12 protein-coding genes are annotated in these 15,257 nt (G+C 66.7%); 2 read left to right on the top strand and 10 right to left on the bottom strand.

What is annotated here, in order from left to right:
• Nucleotides 1–267 precede the first annotated feature (267 nt).
• The 6 genes from ABQY64_RS04170 to ABQY64_RS04145 are packed head-to-tail and all read right to left on the bottom strand — an operon-like array spanning nucleotide 268 to nucleotide 8,331.
• The gene (locus tag ABQY64_RS04170; protein ID WP_016903095.1) at nucleotides 268–984 is read right to left on the bottom strand and encodes a response regulator; all 717 of its coding nucleotides are present in this window, start codon (nucleotides 982–984) and stop codon (nucleotides 268–270) included.
• Nucleotides 974–3,634 (bottom strand): sensor histidine kinase KdpD, encoded by a 2,661-nt coding sequence (locus tag ABQY64_RS04165; protein WP_167708437.1) that lies wholly within the window; start codon nucleotides 3,632–3,634, stop codon nucleotides 974–976. Before ABQY64_RS04165 ends, ABQY64_RS04170 begins: the two co-directional genes overlap by 11 nt.
• Before the next feature lie 60 nt (nucleotides 3,635–3,694).
• The gene (gene kdpC, locus ABQY64_RS04160; RefSeq protein ID WP_065048133.1) at nucleotides 3,695–4,348 is read right to left on the bottom strand and encodes a potassium-transporting ATPase subunit KdpC; all 654 of its coding nucleotides are present in this window, start codon (nucleotides 4,346–4,348) and stop codon (nucleotides 3,695–3,697) included.
• Between the two features lie 3 nt (nucleotides 4,349–4,351).
• Complete coding sequence (gene kdpB / locus ABQY64_RS04155) at nucleotides 4,352–6,400, bottom strand: potassium-transporting ATPase subunit KdpB (protein WP_039515790.1); 2,049 nt, start codon at nucleotides 6,398–6,400, stop codon at nucleotides 4,352–4,354.
• 11 nt (nucleotides 6,401–6,411) lie between these two features.
• Nucleotides 6,412–8,223, bottom strand: coding sequence for a potassium-transporting ATPase subunit KdpA (gene kdpA / locus ABQY64_RS04150; protein ID WP_349780327.1), 1,812 nt, complete (start codon nucleotides 8,221–8,223; stop codon nucleotides 6,412–6,414).
• A 15-nt stretch (nucleotides 8,224–8,238) separates the two neighbouring features.
• Entirely contained in the window at nucleotides 8,239–8,331 is a 93-nt protein-coding gene (locus ABQY64_RS04145; RefSeq protein ID WP_006452907.1) for a potassium-transporting ATPase subunit F, read from the bottom strand.
• A gap of 1,206 nt (nucleotides 8,332–9,537) precedes the next feature.
• Between ABQY64_RS04145 and ABQY64_RS04140 the strand changes: the two genes are divergently transcribed.
• Nucleotides 9,538–9,876: a hypothetical protein gene (locus ABQY64_RS04140; RefSeq protein ID WP_039509881.1), complete on the top strand. Its 339-nt coding sequence runs from the start codon at nucleotides 9,538–9,540 to the stop codon at nucleotides 9,874–9,876.
• Nucleotides 9,877–9,916: 40 nt separating this feature from the next.
• Here ABQY64_RS04140 and ABQY64_RS04135 read toward each other — a convergent pair whose 3' ends face one another.
• Nucleotides 9,917–10,843, bottom strand: a complete 927-nt coding sequence (locus ABQY64_RS04135) for a DMT family transporter (RefSeq protein WP_349780326.1) — start codon at nucleotides 10,841–10,843, stop codon at nucleotides 9,917–9,919.
• Complete coding sequence (locus ABQY64_RS04130) at nucleotides 10,840–11,631, bottom strand: PhzF family phenazine biosynthesis protein (protein ID WP_349780325.1); 792 nt, start codon at nucleotides 11,629–11,631, stop codon at nucleotides 10,840–10,842. The genes ABQY64_RS04135 and ABQY64_RS04130 overlap by 4 nt, the downstream gene beginning before the upstream one ends.
• Before the next feature lie 130 nt (nucleotides 11,632–11,761).
• Between ABQY64_RS04130 and ABQY64_RS04125 the strand changes: the two genes are divergently transcribed.
• Nucleotides 11,762–13,171: a PLP-dependent aminotransferase family protein gene (locus ABQY64_RS04125; protein ID WP_065050074.1), complete on the top strand. Its 1,410-nt coding sequence runs from the start codon at nucleotides 11,762–11,764 to the stop codon at nucleotides 13,169–13,171.
• Nucleotides 13,172–13,791: 620 nt separating this feature from the next.
• On the opposite strand, the gene fghA is transcribed toward ABQY64_RS04125, so the two are convergent.
• On the bottom strand, nucleotides 13,792–14,622 hold the full coding sequence (gene fghA, locus ABQY64_RS04120) for an S-formylglutathione hydrolase (protein ID WP_104571669.1): 831 nt from the start codon (nucleotides 14,620–14,622) through the stop codon (nucleotides 13,792–13,794).
• 58 nt (nucleotides 14,623–14,680) lie between these two features.
• Nucleotides 14,681–15,256: an S-(hydroxymethyl)glutathione synthase gene (gene gfa, locus ABQY64_RS04115; protein ID WP_102255721.1), complete on the bottom strand. Its 576-nt coding sequence runs from the start codon at nucleotides 15,254–15,256 to the stop codon at nucleotides 14,681–14,683.
• Nucleotide 15,257: the final 1 nt, after the last annotated feature.

The raw sequence follows: 15,257 nt of genomic DNA, 5'->3' as shown, positions 1-15,257 counted from the left end.
CGACGCATGCTGCGCCGCGCATGTTGGCATGCCATTAGCGGCGGCGTGAAAGCACCTGCAACGCGTTCCAGACCATGTCCTTGGCCCGCCCCTGGTCTCGTTCCAGGGCATCCCCATCAGGGCGCGGTCCTGGCCGCATTGCACCCACGTGCTTGCGGACTCCCGCATCGCGCGATCGAATGCTCACCCGGCTTTGCACCGTCCGGGACGACCGGATCTCGCTCAAGCTGTCTGCGCCGTCGCCACAAAACAGCTGTGCTGCGCTGCTCAGCGCGTCACCCCGATAAAGCGCAAACCCACGCCCGGTTCGGTGACGATGTAGTGCGGATCGGCGGCATCGTCGTGCAGTTTCTGGCGCAGCTTGCCGACCAGGATGCGCAGGTAATGGGTGTCTTCCTCGTGGGTGGGCCCCCACACCTCGCGCAGCAGTTGCGGCTGGGTGACCACGCGGCCGGCGTGCTTGAGCAGCAGCGCGAGCAAGGCGTATTCCTTGCGGCTCAAGGGCACCGCCTCGCCATCGAGGGTGACCTCGCGCAGGCCCAGGTGGATGTGCAGGCGGCCGTCGTCGAACACGCTCTCTTCCACCGTGCTGCCGGCGCCGGCCTGGCGCAGCAGCGCGCGGATGCGCGCCATCAGTTCCTGCACGCCGAACGGCTTGGTGACGTAGTCGTTGGCGCCGGCATCGAGCGCGGCGACCTTTTCGGTTTCGCCGGCGCGTACGGTGAGCATGATCACCGGCACGTTCGACCACTGGCGGATCTCGCGCAGCACCTCGTGGCCGTCGCGATCGGGCAGGCCGATGTCCAGCACCACCAGTTCGGCGCCCTGCCCGGCCAGCGTGGCCAGGCCTTCCTCGGCGGTGCCGGCCTGCAGCACGCGGTAACCCTGCGCACGCAGGCTGATGTCGAGAAAGCGGCGGATCTGCGGCTCGTCGTCGACGATCAGCACACGGGCAGGCGGGATGGCAGTGGGGTCAGTCGGCATCGGGGCGAGGTGGCGCGGCGGGAACGAGCAACGGCAGCGTAATGCGGATCGTGGTGCCGTGACCATCGGCGCCGGCCAGCGCCTCCACGCTGCCGCCATGCGCGCCGATCATGCCCTGGCAGATGGTCAGGCCCAGCCCGGTGCCGTGACGGCCGCGGTCGCCACGCTCCACGCTGTAGAACATGTCGAAAATGCGCGCGCGCTCGTCCTCGGGAATGCCGGGACCCTGGTCGCCGATATCGATCTGCAGGGCGCCGGCCTGCAGCCGCGCCTGCACGGTGACGGCCACACCGGCTGGCGAAAATTTCGCCGCATTCTCCAGCACGTTGAAGATGGCCTGTTCCACCAGTGCCGGGTGCACCCAGATCGCCGGCAGGTCGGCGGCCAGATCCAGTTGCAGGCGCACCGCCGGCTGGTAGCGCTGCAGCCGCCGCGTGGCCGAGCCGATCAGCTCGTCCACGCCGATCCAGTCGCGCTTCAAGGTCAGCCCGGTGTGGCCGAGCCGGGTCATATCGAGCAGGTTCTGGATGTAGCGATCCAGCCGCTCGCCTTCGAGCTGGATGGTGTCGAGCAGGCTGTGGCGGTCCTGCGCGTCCATCGCATCGCCGTAGCTGGCCAGGCTGCTGGCCGAGCCGATCATCGAGGCCAGCGGCGAGCGCAGATCGTGCGAGACCGAGGACAGCAATGCCGAGCGCAGGCGCTCGGTTTCGCCACTGACGCGCGCGCCTTCCAGATCGGCGACCAGGCGCGTGCGTAGCGCCGCCTGGCCGATGTCCTCCACCATCGCTTCGGCCAGCCGACGCTCCTCCAGGCCGGGCCGCTGCACGCTCTGACGAAAGCGCAGCGCGGCCACCCCCAGGCTGCCGCGTTCGTGCCGCACCGGCAGACACCACCACTGCGCGCCGGCCAGCGTATCGGTGAAGCGGCCGGCCGGCTGACCGTGGCGCTGGGTCCAGTCCGCCGCGCTGCGATCGAGTGCACCGAAGCTGGCCGGTGCATCGCTTTCGCGCTGCTCCAGGCGCAACCAGGCCTCGGCATCCAGGGCCGTGGCCAACGCGCGACGGCCGGCTTCCAGCACCTGCCCCAGGTCGGCGGCGGTGCTGAGCTCGCGGGCCAGCGTCTGCAGCGCATTGGCATGCGCATTGGCGGCGCGCAAGGCCAGCACCTGGCTGCGCAGGCGCGAGGCCAGGCGGCCGGCGACCAGGGCGGCGATCAGGAACAGGCATACCGTCACCACGCCCTGGCGCGCGCTGATGTGCAGGGTGAAGCGCGGTTCGATGAAGAAGAAGTTGTAGGCGACAAAACTCAGCAGCGCGGCGATCACCGCGGCAGCCATGCGCGTGCGCGAGGCCACCAGCACCACCGCGACGATGAACACCATCGACAGGTCGTCGATGTCGGTCCAGCGCTGGATCACCCACGCCACCGCGACCGCGGCAGCGGCGGCGATCGCCGCGAAGGCCAGGTCGTAACGCTGCAGCCACTGGCGCGGATTGCGCCAACGCTGGCGTGCGCGTGCACGCGCATCGGCGGAGCTGACGATGACCAGTTCGTAATGCGCGCCACGCTGCAGCAGTTGCTGGGTCAGCGTGCGGTTGAACATGCGCGCCAGCGGGCGTTCGCGCGTGCGCCCCAGCACCAGCGTGGACACGCCGTTTTGCGCGGCGAAATCCAGCAACGCTTCGGCGACGTTGGCGCCGTGCAGCAGCGCGGTATCGCCCCCCAGGCGACGTGTCAGTGCGAACGCGCGGTCGATCTCCAGCTGCCAGGCGGCGTCGGCCACGGTGCGCGTCTGCACGGTGACCACCGTCCACGGCGCATCGCGTCGTTCGGACAACCGCCGCGCCACCCGCACCAGATAATCCGAACTGCCACGGCCATCGATGGCCACCACCACGCGGCGACGCAAGGCGGCAGTGCCCGGCAAACCGCGTGCGGCCTGGGTGTCGCGCAGATCGCTGTCGACGCGGTCGGCCGCGGTCTGCATCGCCAGCTCGCGCAGCGCGGTGAGGTTGGAGGGCGAAAAGAACGCCTGCAAGGCCTGCGTCGCCTGCTCGGGCAGATACACCTTGCCCTGCTGCAGGCGCTCGATCAGTTCGCGCGGCGGCAGGTCCACCAGCACGATGTCGCGCAGGCGGTCGAACACCGCATCGGGCACGGTTTCGGACACGCGCACGCCGGTGATGCGCAGCACGATGTCGTTGAGGCTTTCCAGGTGCTGGATGTTGACCGTGGTGTAGACATCGATGCCGGCATCGAGCAGTTCCACGATGTCCTGCCAGCGCCGCTCGTGCCGGCTGCCCGGCACGTTGCGATGGGCCAGCTCGTCGATCAGCGCCAGCTTCGGCTTGCGCGCCAGCAACGCGTCCAGATCGAGTTCTTCCAGCTCCCGGCCCTGGTAGCTGATGCGGGCGCGCGGCAGCAGTGGCAGGCCATCCAGCAGCGCCGCGGTTTCGCTGCGGCCATGGGTTTCCACCACCCCGGCCACCACGTCCATGCCCTGGCGCAGGCGCTCGCGCGCCCGCGACAGCATGGCGTAGGTCTTGCCCACCCCGGGCGCTGCGCCCAGAAAAACGGTCAGGCGCCCACCATGTTCGCGCTGCAGTTCGCCGATCAGCGCGTCGGCTTGTTGGGTGCGGGCGTCAATCATGGAGGCCGGGATTGGGGGGCGGGATTGGGGATTGGTGCAGCCTACCGCGAGCTGACAGCTCTAGTGCTGTTGCTTTAGCCCATTCCCGATTCCCGACTCCCCATTCCCCGCGCGATCCAGCGCCAGGTTCAGTGCCAGCACATTCACCCGCGGCTGCCCGAGCAGGCCGAACTGTGGCTGTTCGGTGGCGGCCTGTACCAGCGCGGCCACGCGCTGTTCCGGCCAGCCGCGCGCGGCGGCGACGCGGCGCAACTGGACCTGGGCGCCGGCCGGGCTCAGGTGTGGATCCAGGCCACTGCCGGATTGGGTGATCAACTCGGCCGGGACCGCCTCCGGTGCGATGCCGTCGCGTGCAGCCACCTCGGCGCGCGTGGCGGCAATGCGGCTTTGCAGGTCGGGATTGGAACGCGCCTGATTACTGCCGGCCGCCGCGCTCGGGTCGTACTTGGCCGCCGAGGGGCGTGGCTGGAAATAGCGCGCATTGGCAAACGGCTGCGCCACCAGGGCCGAGCCGACCACACGCGCGTCATCGCGCAGCAACGAGCCGTGCGCCTGCTCGGGGAACAGTGCGCCGGTGATGCCGGTGGCGACCAGCGAATAGCTCAGGCCCAGGCCCAGCAGGATGAACAATGCCAGCATCACCGCCCCGCGCAGGGCGCCGGCGTCGCGTAATGGCTGCGCCGTGGACGTACCGGTTTTCGAAGAAATCGTCATGACTCAGTTCCCCAGGGTGGCGACAAGCGCCAGGTCGATCAACTTGATGGCGGCAAACGGCAGCAACACGCCACCCACGCCGTACATCAGCATGTTCCGGCGCAGCAGGGCCGTGGCGCTGGACGGGCGAAAGCGCACGCCGCGCAACGCCAGCGGAATCAATGCCGGGATGATCAGCGCATTGAAGATCAACGCCGCCAGCACCGCATGCCGCGGGTTGGACAACTGCATCACGTTGAGCGCGGCCATCGACGGAATCGCCGCGGCAAACAGCGCCGGCAGGATCGCGAAATACTTGGACACGTCGTTGGCCAACGAGAACGTGGTCAACGCACCGCGCGTGATCAGCTGCTGCTTGCCCACTTCGACCACTGCCAGCAGCTTGGCCGGATCCGAATCCAGATCGACCATGTTGCCGGCCTCCTTGGCCGCCTGCGTGCCGGAGTTCATCGCCAGGCCCACGTCGGCCTGGGCAAGCGCCGGCGCATCGTTGGTGCCGTCGCCGACCATCGCCACCAGCCGCCCGCCGGCCTGCTCGGCACGGATGCGGGCCAGCTTGTCTTCCGGGCGCGCCTGGGCGATGTAGTCGTCCACGCCGGCTTCGGCGGCAATCGCGGCGGCCGTGAGCGGGTTGTCGCCGGTGATCATCACCGTCTTGATGCCCATCGCACGCAGCTGCGCAAACTTTTCCTTGATGCCCTGCTTGACCACATCGCTCAGCTCGACCACGCCCAGCACATGCCGGCCTTCGGCCACCACCAGCGGGGTGGCGCCGCCACGCGCGACTTCTTCGATGCGGCCGTTCAATTCCGGCGACACCGTGGCGCCCTGCGCCTGCACATAGGCCACGATCGCATCGCCGGCACCCTTGCGGATGCTGCGCCCGGCCAGATCCACGCCGGACATGCGGGTCTGCGCGGTGAAGCCGATGAAATGCGCGCCCTCCGGCTCGACCGCCACCGCGCCCTGCTGGCGTGCCAGCTTGACGATGGACTTGCCTTCCGGCGTCGGGTCGGCCAGCGAGGCCAGCATTGCCGCATCGCGCAGCTGCGCACGGTCGATGCCGGCCAGCGGATGGAACGCGGTGGCCTGCCGGTCGCCGTAGGTGATGGTGCCGGTCTTGTCGAGCAACAGCACGTCCACGTCGCCGGCCACTTCCACCGCCTTGCCGGATTTGGCCAGCACATTGGCAGACAGCGCGCGGTTCATGCCGGCGATGCCGATCGCCGGCAACAGCCCGCCGATGGTGGTCGGGATCAGGCACACCAACAGCGCGATCAGCAACAGCGGGTCCAGCGTGACGCCGACGAAGCCGGCGATCGCCGGCAGCGAGGCCACCACGATCAGGAAGGTCAGCGTCATCGCCGCCAGCAGCAGGGTCAGCGCAATTTCGTTCGGCGTCTTCTGCCGGTTGGCGCCTTCCACCAAGGCGATCATGCGATCCAGGAAACTATGCCCCGGCTCGGCGGTGACCTTGAACACGATCTCGTCGGAGAGCACGCGCGTTCCGCCGATCACGCCACTGCGATCGGTACCGGCCTCGCGCAGTACCGGTGCCGATTCGCCGGTGACCGCCGCTTCGTTGATCGTTGCAACGCCGCGCACGATCTCGCCATCGGCCGGGACGAATTCGCCTTCGGACACCATCACGTAGTCGCCCGGACGCAGCTCTGCCGCCGGCACGCGGGTCTCGCGGCCGCCGAGTGCGGTTTCCACCCGGCGGGCGACCAGATCCTTGCGCGCACGGCGCAACGATGCGGCCTGCCCACGCCCGCGCGCCTCGGCGATGGCCTCGGCGAAATTGCCGAACAGCACGGTGACGAACAGGATCGCCGTCACCGCCCAGCCGAACCCGGCATTGCCATACCCGCTGGCGGTGATCACCGCCGCCAGCAGCGTGCCACCCATCACCACCGCCATCACCGGGCTGCGCAGCAGGTGCCGCGGCGCCAACTTGAGGAAGGCCGCGCGCATCGCCGCCACCAGCACGGCGGCGTCGAACAACGCCGCGTCACCGCGCGCGCGTTTTTCAGTCGTATCGATCGTAGACATTGCTCAAACTCTCAGGACGCCGCCAGGGCGAGGTGTTCAGCGATAGGACCCAGCACCAGTGCCGGCATGAACTGCAGCACGGTGAGCACCAGCACGATCGCCATCAGGGTCAGCGCGAAGGTTGGCGTTTCGACCTGCAGGCTGCCGGCCGATTCCGGCGCGCGCCGCTTCACTGCCATGCGCGCGGCCACCATCAGCGGCAGGATCAGCGCGGGATAGCGGCCCAATGCCAGCACCGCCGAGCAACTCAGGTTCCACCAGTACGTCGCATCGCCAAGGCCTTCGAAACCCGAGCCGTTGTTGGCAAAGGCCGAGGTGTACTCGTAGAACACCTGGCTGATGCCGTGGAAGCCGGGATTGGAATTTGCGGTAAATGCCGGCACCGCCAGCGCCACTGCGGTGAAGCCCAGCACCACCAATGGCTGCAGCAGGATCAGCAGCGCAAGCAACTGCACCTCGCGCGCTTCGATCTTGCGGCCGAACAACTCCGGCGTGCGCCCGGTCATCAAACCGGCCAGGAACACGCTCAGCAGCAGATACACCACGAACTGCTGCAGGCCGCAGCCGATGCCGCCCCAGATCGCGTTGATCAGCATGTCCACCAGCGTGACCAGGCCGCTCAACGGCGCCAGCGAATCGTGCATCGCATTGACCGAGCCGTTGGAGGTCTGCGTGGTCAAGGCCGCCCACAACGCAGACGCATCCGCGCCGACACGCACCTCCTTGCCTTCCATCAAGGCAGCCGAGCTGGCGCTGGCCGAATGCGCTTCGGACCACAGCAACAGCGCGGTGGATGCGGCCGACATCGTCAGCATGGTGCCGAATACCAGCGCGGTGAGACGCTTGCGCCCGGTCAGGTAGCCGACCATGAACACCACGCTCATCGGCAACAGCACCAGCGCCAAGGTCTCCAACAGATTGCTCAGCGGCGTGGGATTTTCCAACGCCACCGAACTGTTGGGGCCGTACCAGCCGCCACCGTTGGTGCCGAGCTGCTTGACCGCGACCATCGCCGCAACCGGCCCGACCGGAATGGTCTGCTTGGACATGCCGGCGCTGCTGTCCAGCGGTGCGGCGGTAGCCGCACCCTGCAGCGTGGAGGGCACGCCCTGCCAGCCGAGCAGCACGGTCCACAGCAGGCATAGCGGCAGCAACACACGCACGCTGGCGCGGATCACATCCGCCCAGTAATTGCCGACGTCTGCCTCCGGCAATGCCTCCAATCCGGAAGCCGACTGCTGCCGCCCCGGGCGCGGCATGATCTCCGGCTCCTCCAGCCCAGCCACCCGTGGCTTGGCGCTGGCCGTCGCATTGGATGCCGGCAAGGTGTCGGACGCAGTTGCGACCGCTCGCCCACCGAACAATGCGCGCAAGGTCGCCACCGCCAATGCCAGACCCATCATCGGCGTCACCACCTGCAGGCCGACGATGCCGGTCATCTGCGCCAGGTATGACAATTGCGCCTGGCCCGAGTAGTGCTGCTGATTGGTATTGGTGACGAACGACACCATGGTGTGCAGCGCGGTGTCCCAGCGCATGTTCGGAATGGCGTCCGGGTTGAACGGCAGCCACGCCTGGGTCATGAACACTGCCCAGGTCAGCAGGCCGACAACCAGGTTGCTGAGCAGGAACGCTACCGCATACCCACGCCACGACATGCCCTGCTGCGGGCGGGTACCGAGCAACGCATACAACGGCCGTTCGATCCAGCCGAACAGCACGTCGCCAGGCATCGGGGCGCCGCGCATCACCGCTGCCAGGTAGCGGCCCAGGGGCCAGGCCAGCACGATGGCCAGCGCGTAGACAAGGAGAGTTTCAATCATTGGAGCGCACTCGCATCAGAAGTCTTCGGGGCGCAGGACCACGTACAACAGGTACGCGGCGGCAACGAGTACGGCCACGCCGCACAACAGGGACAACCAGGCAGGCATGTCGGCTACTCCCCGAGACGCGCGCAACGCGGCGCGATGGATGCGAGATGCGACGGCGCATGCAGCGTCTGCAGGCCGACAAGGCAAAGCGCTGCCGCACCGCGCGCGCAGCGGCGATGGAGCAGACAGGTCAAGGGATGCATCGGGATCGTCCACGGCGGAACCGCTCCGCCAACCTGCGCAGTGTCTGCCCGGGTTGCGTAAAGTCGCTATGGACCTGCGACAGCCGCCGCGTAAATTCCGCATAAATGCTGCGTGGCGACGGTCTGCAGTCACGTCTCCACACTATGCAGTCGTTTCCGGGTAACTTCTGCCTCTAGTCCCAACTCAGGACGACCAGGTTTTGAGTCAGGGCGTTATGAGGTTGGAGCAGAGCCTCGTTGGTCGAGGGCGCGGTGCCCTCACCGCTTGCGGGACACGCCGTGAATCCGTCCATGGAGGCTCCTCGGCGGCATCCCTGCCGCCAAGGGTCCCGCAACCGGCAAGGTCACCGCACCAGGACGTTTTGAGGTTGCTTTATCGAAAGCCTGCTGATTGCTTGGCTCGTCTTGGCAACTGATTAGCCATGCTGCAAACACTGCATGCCACGCCCTGCTCGCCCGTGCACACCGACTATCTGGACTGGTCCTTGCCCGCTCACCGTCGCGGGACCTTACGCGGCATGGATGCCGCGTAAGAGCCTACAAGGACGTACTTGCGGCGTGTCCTGCGATGGTGGGCGGGCAAGGGCCCTGCAGCAAACTCACAGCGTCGAGGGCGCGGCGAGGACACCGCACCCGTTACCGGCTGTTTTGAAAAACCATGCACACCGACCATCTGGACTGGTCCTTGCCCGCCCACCGTCGCGGGACCTTACGCGGCATGGATGCCGCGTAAGAGCCTACATGGACGTACTTGCGGCGTGTCCTGCGAGGGTGGGCGGGCAAGGGCCCTGCAGTGGAGCCGCAGATCAGCCGCTCCACAACTGATCTAGCCGCGCGACCTCCTCCCTAATACACAAGGACACAAAGGCAACCGGGATTCCGAGTCGCAGCCTCGCTCACCAGATGCCGTCAAAACCTGGCGAGGCGAGCGCACAGCGCCCTCCCCGCTCGCGGAACAAGCCGTGACTCCGCAGTTGGAGGCTCCCACGTGTCCCCACCTGTCGACGGAGCGCTCACCGCCGCTGCACTAACGTACCGGAGTCATCCATCAGAGTCTTTGCACATGCCTGTCAGCTACTCGATCAGCCTGCCCGACCCCAAGCTCGCCCGCGGCGGCGATGCGAGCGTGAGCTTTAGTGCCCATGGTGCCGAGGCCTTTGCCGAACAGTTGCAGGCCGCCTTGCGCGATCCGGCCTGGTTCGATCGCTGGCGCCAGCTGCAGGCCGACCCGGACGCGGTGGACCCCAGCCTGGGCGTGACCGATCCGTCGGCCACGGTTACCGGCAAGCAGGGCGATCTGCGTGTGGACCTGGTCGCCACCACCAGCATCCCCGGCGACCTGCTCAAGCAGCGCATGCAGGCCCTGGCAGGGCACCACTGGGAACTGCGCGACGTGCGTTGAGTTCCACGGCCGCCGCGTGCACTGCGCGGCGGCACTTTGCTCAGACCGGTGCGCTGTCTGCCACACGCCGCGGCCAGCGCCATTTCAGATTCACCGCCAGCGTGCCCACCACGATCAGCGCCAGGCCCAGCCACTGCACCGGCACCAATGCGTGGCCGTAGAGCAGATAGTCCAGCAGTAGCGTCACCAGCGGGTACACGAACGCCAGCACCGCAATCGTGGCCACATGCAGATGGCGATAGGACGAGTAGAACAGCACATAGACGATACCGCTGTGGATCACGCCCAGGCCCGCCAGCCACAGCCAGTGCAGGCCCGGATGCAACGCCGCACTGCTGGAAAACCCGGCCAGCAGGAACGTGCCGACCCAACACTGCACCGTCACCACTGCCAGTGGCCGCTCACGGCTGATACGGCGCGACATCAGCAGCGACGCACCGCATAGCAACGCCGCCAACAGCGTGAGCGCAATGCCGATCAGATAGCCACGGTCGGCCGCCTGCCATAACCGGGCCGGATTTGCCGAGCAGGCCACGCCGACGAATGCCAGCAACGTCCAGCCCAGATCGGCACGCCGCGTGCGCTCGCCCTGCAACAACGCGGCCAGCAGCAACATCACGAACGGAAACACATGGTAGACCATGGTCGCCACGCCGATCGACGAGCGCGCCATGCCGGCGAACAACGCCACCCAATTCAACACCAGCAGCACACCGCTGATGATGGCATCGCGCAACAGCGCACGCTCGCGCCATAGCCCTCGTAGCTGTCCACCGACCAAGCCACATACGGTAAGAAACAGCGCCCCGAACAGGCAGCGATAGAACACCGCCGTCACCGGATCCTGCCCGCTTTCGTGGACGAACACGCCGACCGAACCGATCAGGACTTCGGCAACCAGCAATTGCCAGACCGCCCGTCGCCCAGCGCCGGCCGGTACTGCATGCACGAATAGGGGAGTGCTCATAGCGCAATGGTTCCCTGCAGATACTGGACAGCGCTGCCACGCACGTAGACATGCTGCGGCTCGACCCGGCACTGCAGTTCGCCGCCACGCGCCGAGGCCTGCAGCGCGGTGAGCTGCGTCTTGCCCAGCCGCCGTGCCCACAGCGGCGCAAGCGCGGCATGAATCGATCCGGTGACCGGATCTTCGCTGCCGCCGTTGGACGGCCAGAAATAGCGGGAGACAAAATCATGCTCAAGGCCTGGTGCGGTGACCGCCACATCGCGCGGCGCCAGCGCCAGCATCCGGCCCAGATCCGGCGTCACCGCACGCACCTGTGCTTGGTCGGCGTAGACAGCGATATACGCCTGCGCGTTCGCATAGACAGCTTGGGGCACGATCGATAACGACTCAGACAACGCGTGCGGCGCCACCTGCAGCAGCGACGGCTCCTGGTTGGGGAAGCGCAGCTCGAAGCTGCGCTCGTCCACCCTGGCAACGGCGATCTCACCGACAGCCGGCGCACGCAAGCGCAGTGGAAACGCCGCCAGCTGGTGCGTCGCGATCACGAACGCGCTGGCCAAGGTCGCATGCCCGCAGAAGCCGACCTCCTTGAGCGGAGAAAACCAGCGGACGTCGAACACCCCGCTGTCGTCGCGAACGAAGAAGGCGGTCTCCGAAAGGTTGTGTTCGCTGGCGATGGCCTGCATCACCGGCTCCGGCAACCAGGCCTGCAATGGCACCACGGCTGCCGGATTGCCCTTGAAACGCAGCGTGGTGAACGCATCGACGATAAACACAGGAAGCAGCACGGCAAACCTCACAGAAGGAAATCCATACCTGGCGTACTCACCGGGCACGGCCAGTCTGCAACGTGCTACCCGACCATCACAGATTCAGATACGCTGCAAATCGACCAATACAGATAGAAGGCGCCCGTAGATGCTGCTGTACGAATCGCTGGCCACGCAGCTGCGGCAGCAGATCGAAGGCGGCACCTTGCGTGCCGGCGAGCGCCTGCCCTCGATCCGGCAACTGGCCGCCAACCATGGCATCAGCACTGCGACCGCCGTGCAGGCCTGCCTGCAACTGGAACGCGAAGGGCGCGTGCAGGCGCGCCCGCGCTCGGGCTACTTCGTACGCAGCACGACGCCAGCATTGCCGGCCGCAGCACCCGTCACACGTCGGCGCAAGCCGGGAGTGGTCGACAACCCGGCCTTGCAGCGCGTGCTCGACACCTTGGCGCGTACCGACCTGGTGCCACTGCACACTGCCACCCCCGCGCCTGCGCTATTGCCCACCGCGCAACTGGCCGCGGCCCTGTCGCGGCAGCTGCGTCGCCAGCGCTCGGCGGCGTTGGATTACGCACCGCCGCAAGGCCACGCCGCACTGCGCCGGCAGATCGCACAACGTTATGCACACTGCGCAACCACCGTCGACGCGGAAGAAGTAGTGATCACCGCCGGCGCGATGGAGGCGATCAGCCTGGCGCTGCGCACGCTCACCGCGCCGGGCGATGTGGTGCTGGTGGAAACGCCCACGTATCACGGCATCCTGCAGGCGGTGGCGGCACTGCGCCTGAAGGTGCTGGAAGTACCCAACCGTCCCGGCCAGGGTATCGATGTCGCGCGTCTGGATACGCTGCTGCAGCGCACGCCGGTGCGTGCGGCGGTGCTGATCCCCAACTTCAACAATCCAAGCGGCAGCCTCACGCCCGACAGCGCCAAGCGCGCACTGCTCGACAGCTGCGCACGCCATGGCACCGTGGTGATCGAGGACGATATCTATGGTGAACTGGATTGGTCGGGGCAACGTCCACGTCCGCTGCGCCATTTCGATACCCATGCCAACGTGATCACCTGCGGCTCGTTCTCCAAGGTGCTCTCGCCCGGCCTGCGGGTGGGGTGGTTGCTGGGTGGCGACTGGACCGACGCCCTGGTGCGCGCCAAGTACTTTTCCACCGTCGGCAGCGCCAGCCTGCCGCAACTGGCACTGGCCGATTACCTGGCGCAACACGATCTGGAACGGCATCTGCGCAAGCTGCGCCGCACCCTGGCCGACAACGGGCAGCGGCTGCGCGATGCCATCGTGCGGCATTGGCCGGAAGGCACGCGCGTGGGCGACCCGGCAGGCGGGTTATCGCTATGGCTGCAGTTGCCCGACGGCGGTAGCGGCCAGGCCGTGTTCGAGGCCGCGCTGGCAGAACGCATCGGCACCTCGCCCGGTCATCTGTACTCCAGCCGTGGCGACTACGCAGATCACCTGCGGCTGACCTGCGGCCAGCCATGGAGCGACACGCTGGAGCGCGCGATGCGCCGATTGGGCAAGCTTGCGGCGCAGGTGGTGCGTTAGCCGTTCTTGGTTTGTGGCAATGGCTATAGCCGACAAGATAATGATGTGACGCAGCTGGTCGACGCAGACTTCAGATGCGAGAAGGCTGCTTGCGCGCCTTACCAGGAAGTTTGCAGGGCGTTGTGTTGAAGCCTGCCTGTTGAATGCGCTGTATTGAAAAGCTGACAGGACGCCGTTATCCAAACAACGGCACGCCATGCTCTGCTTGCACCAGCGCACCGACCATCTCGCCTGGTCCTTGCCCGCTCACCGTCGCGGGACCTTACGCGGCATGGATGCCGCGTAAGAGCCTACATGGACGTACTTGCGGCGTGTCCCGCGAGGGTGGGCGGGCAAGGGCCCTGCAGCCACGCGCAGATCGGCTGCTCTACAAGCCCACCTGTCCGCTCCACCGGGCTTCGCCCGTCCCTCATCCGCTCATGCGTCCGTACCCTCATCCGCCCCTGCGGGACACCTTCTCCCGAGGGGGAGAAGGGAGGTCAATTCGACGCTTTACTCATGCCGCGGCCCACGCAACACGGCAGCGCGGCAGCGCGGCAGCGCGGCAATGCAACGTAACGCAATGCGCACCACCATCCACCATCTCACACCACGCATTTACTGCGCACTCGACCAAACGATCAACCACGCAATGCCGCGGCATGGTGTGCGATGTGTTCGCCGATAAAGCTGGCGATGAAGTAGTAGCTATGGTCGTAACCGGGCTGCAGCCGCACCGTGACCGGATAACCGGCGGCCTTGGCAGCCTGTTCAAACAGCGACGTCTTCAGCTGGTTCTCGAGGAATTCGTCGCCATCGCCCTGATCGATCAACAGCGGCAGGCGCTCTTGTGCCTGTGCGATCAACGCAGTGGCGTCGTACGCTTGCCACGCTGCGCGGTCCTGACCCAGATACTGGCCAAATGCCTTCTCGCCCCATGGCACCTGACTGGGCGCCACGATCGGCGAGAATGCCGACACGCTGCGATAGCGGCCCGGATTCTTCAACGCGATGGTCAAGGCGCCGTGGCCACCCATCGAGTGGCCGCTGATCGCGCGCACGCCGCTGGTGGCGAAGTTCGCTTCGATCAACGCCGGCAATTCGTTCACCACATAGTCGTACATGCGGTAGTGCGCCGCCCACGGCTGCTCGGTGGCATCGACATAGAAGCCGGCGCCCTTGCCGATGTCGTAGCCGTCCGCGTCGGCCACATCGTCGCCACGCGGGCTGGTGTCGGGCGCGACGAGGATCACGCCGTGCTCGGCCGCATACCGCTGCGCGCCGGCCTTGCTGATGAAGTTCTGTTCGGTGCAGGTCAGCCCGCTCAGCCAGTACAGCACCGGCAACGGGCCATCGGCGGCCTGCGGGGGCAGATAGACGCCGACCTGCATGCTGCAGTCCAGGCTCTGCGACTGATGCCGGTAGACATCTTGCCAGCCGCCGAAACAGGCATGGTGTTCGATACGTTCCATGAGATTCCTTCGATAAAAACCTGCGGCCGGCACGAGCGCCGGCCGCGGGGTTGGGCGATCAGTGCAGCAAGCCCTTCTTGCGTGCCACATTGGCGGCCAGCGCATCCATCAATCCCGGCGACAGGCAGTCGTACGGGGTCAGTCCGAGCTCATTGAGACGCGCGCGCACACCGTCCATGTCCGCCGGCGGCGTGCCGGTTTCGATGATGGAGGACACGAACGCCGCAAAGCCCGGCGGCGACCAGCCCGACTGCTGCGATAACTCGGTATGGATGAAGTCCAGACCGTAAAACGCGTGCCCCTTGTCTTCGATGCGACCGAACATATGCACACCGCAGCCGGTGCACGCATGCCGCTGGATCGCCGCGCTTTCGTCGACGATCTTGAGCTTTTCCGCATGCGCGGTCACCGTGACCTTGTCGCGCGGCACCACCGCAATCACCGAAAAGGTCGCGCCTTCCGGCTTCCAGCATTTACTGCAGCCGCAGGCGTGGTTGTGCGCGGTCTGCGCAGCCACGTCCACGGTCACCTTGTCGCTGGCGCAGTGGCATTCAAGGGTTCCGCCCTGAAAGCTTTCTGCACCGCCACGCGCTATACCACTGTCTACCGAAGGATGAATCGAGACGCTGGTCATC

It is taken from the genome of Xanthomonas sp. WHRI 7065 (assembly GCF_040203115.2).
Lineage (GTDB): Bacteria > Pseudomonadota > Gammaproteobacteria > Xanthomonadales > Xanthomonadaceae > Xanthomonas > Xanthomonas arboricola.
Note: the sequence above shows the minus strand (reverse complement) of the source record. Positions and strands in the feature narration are given on the sequence as shown.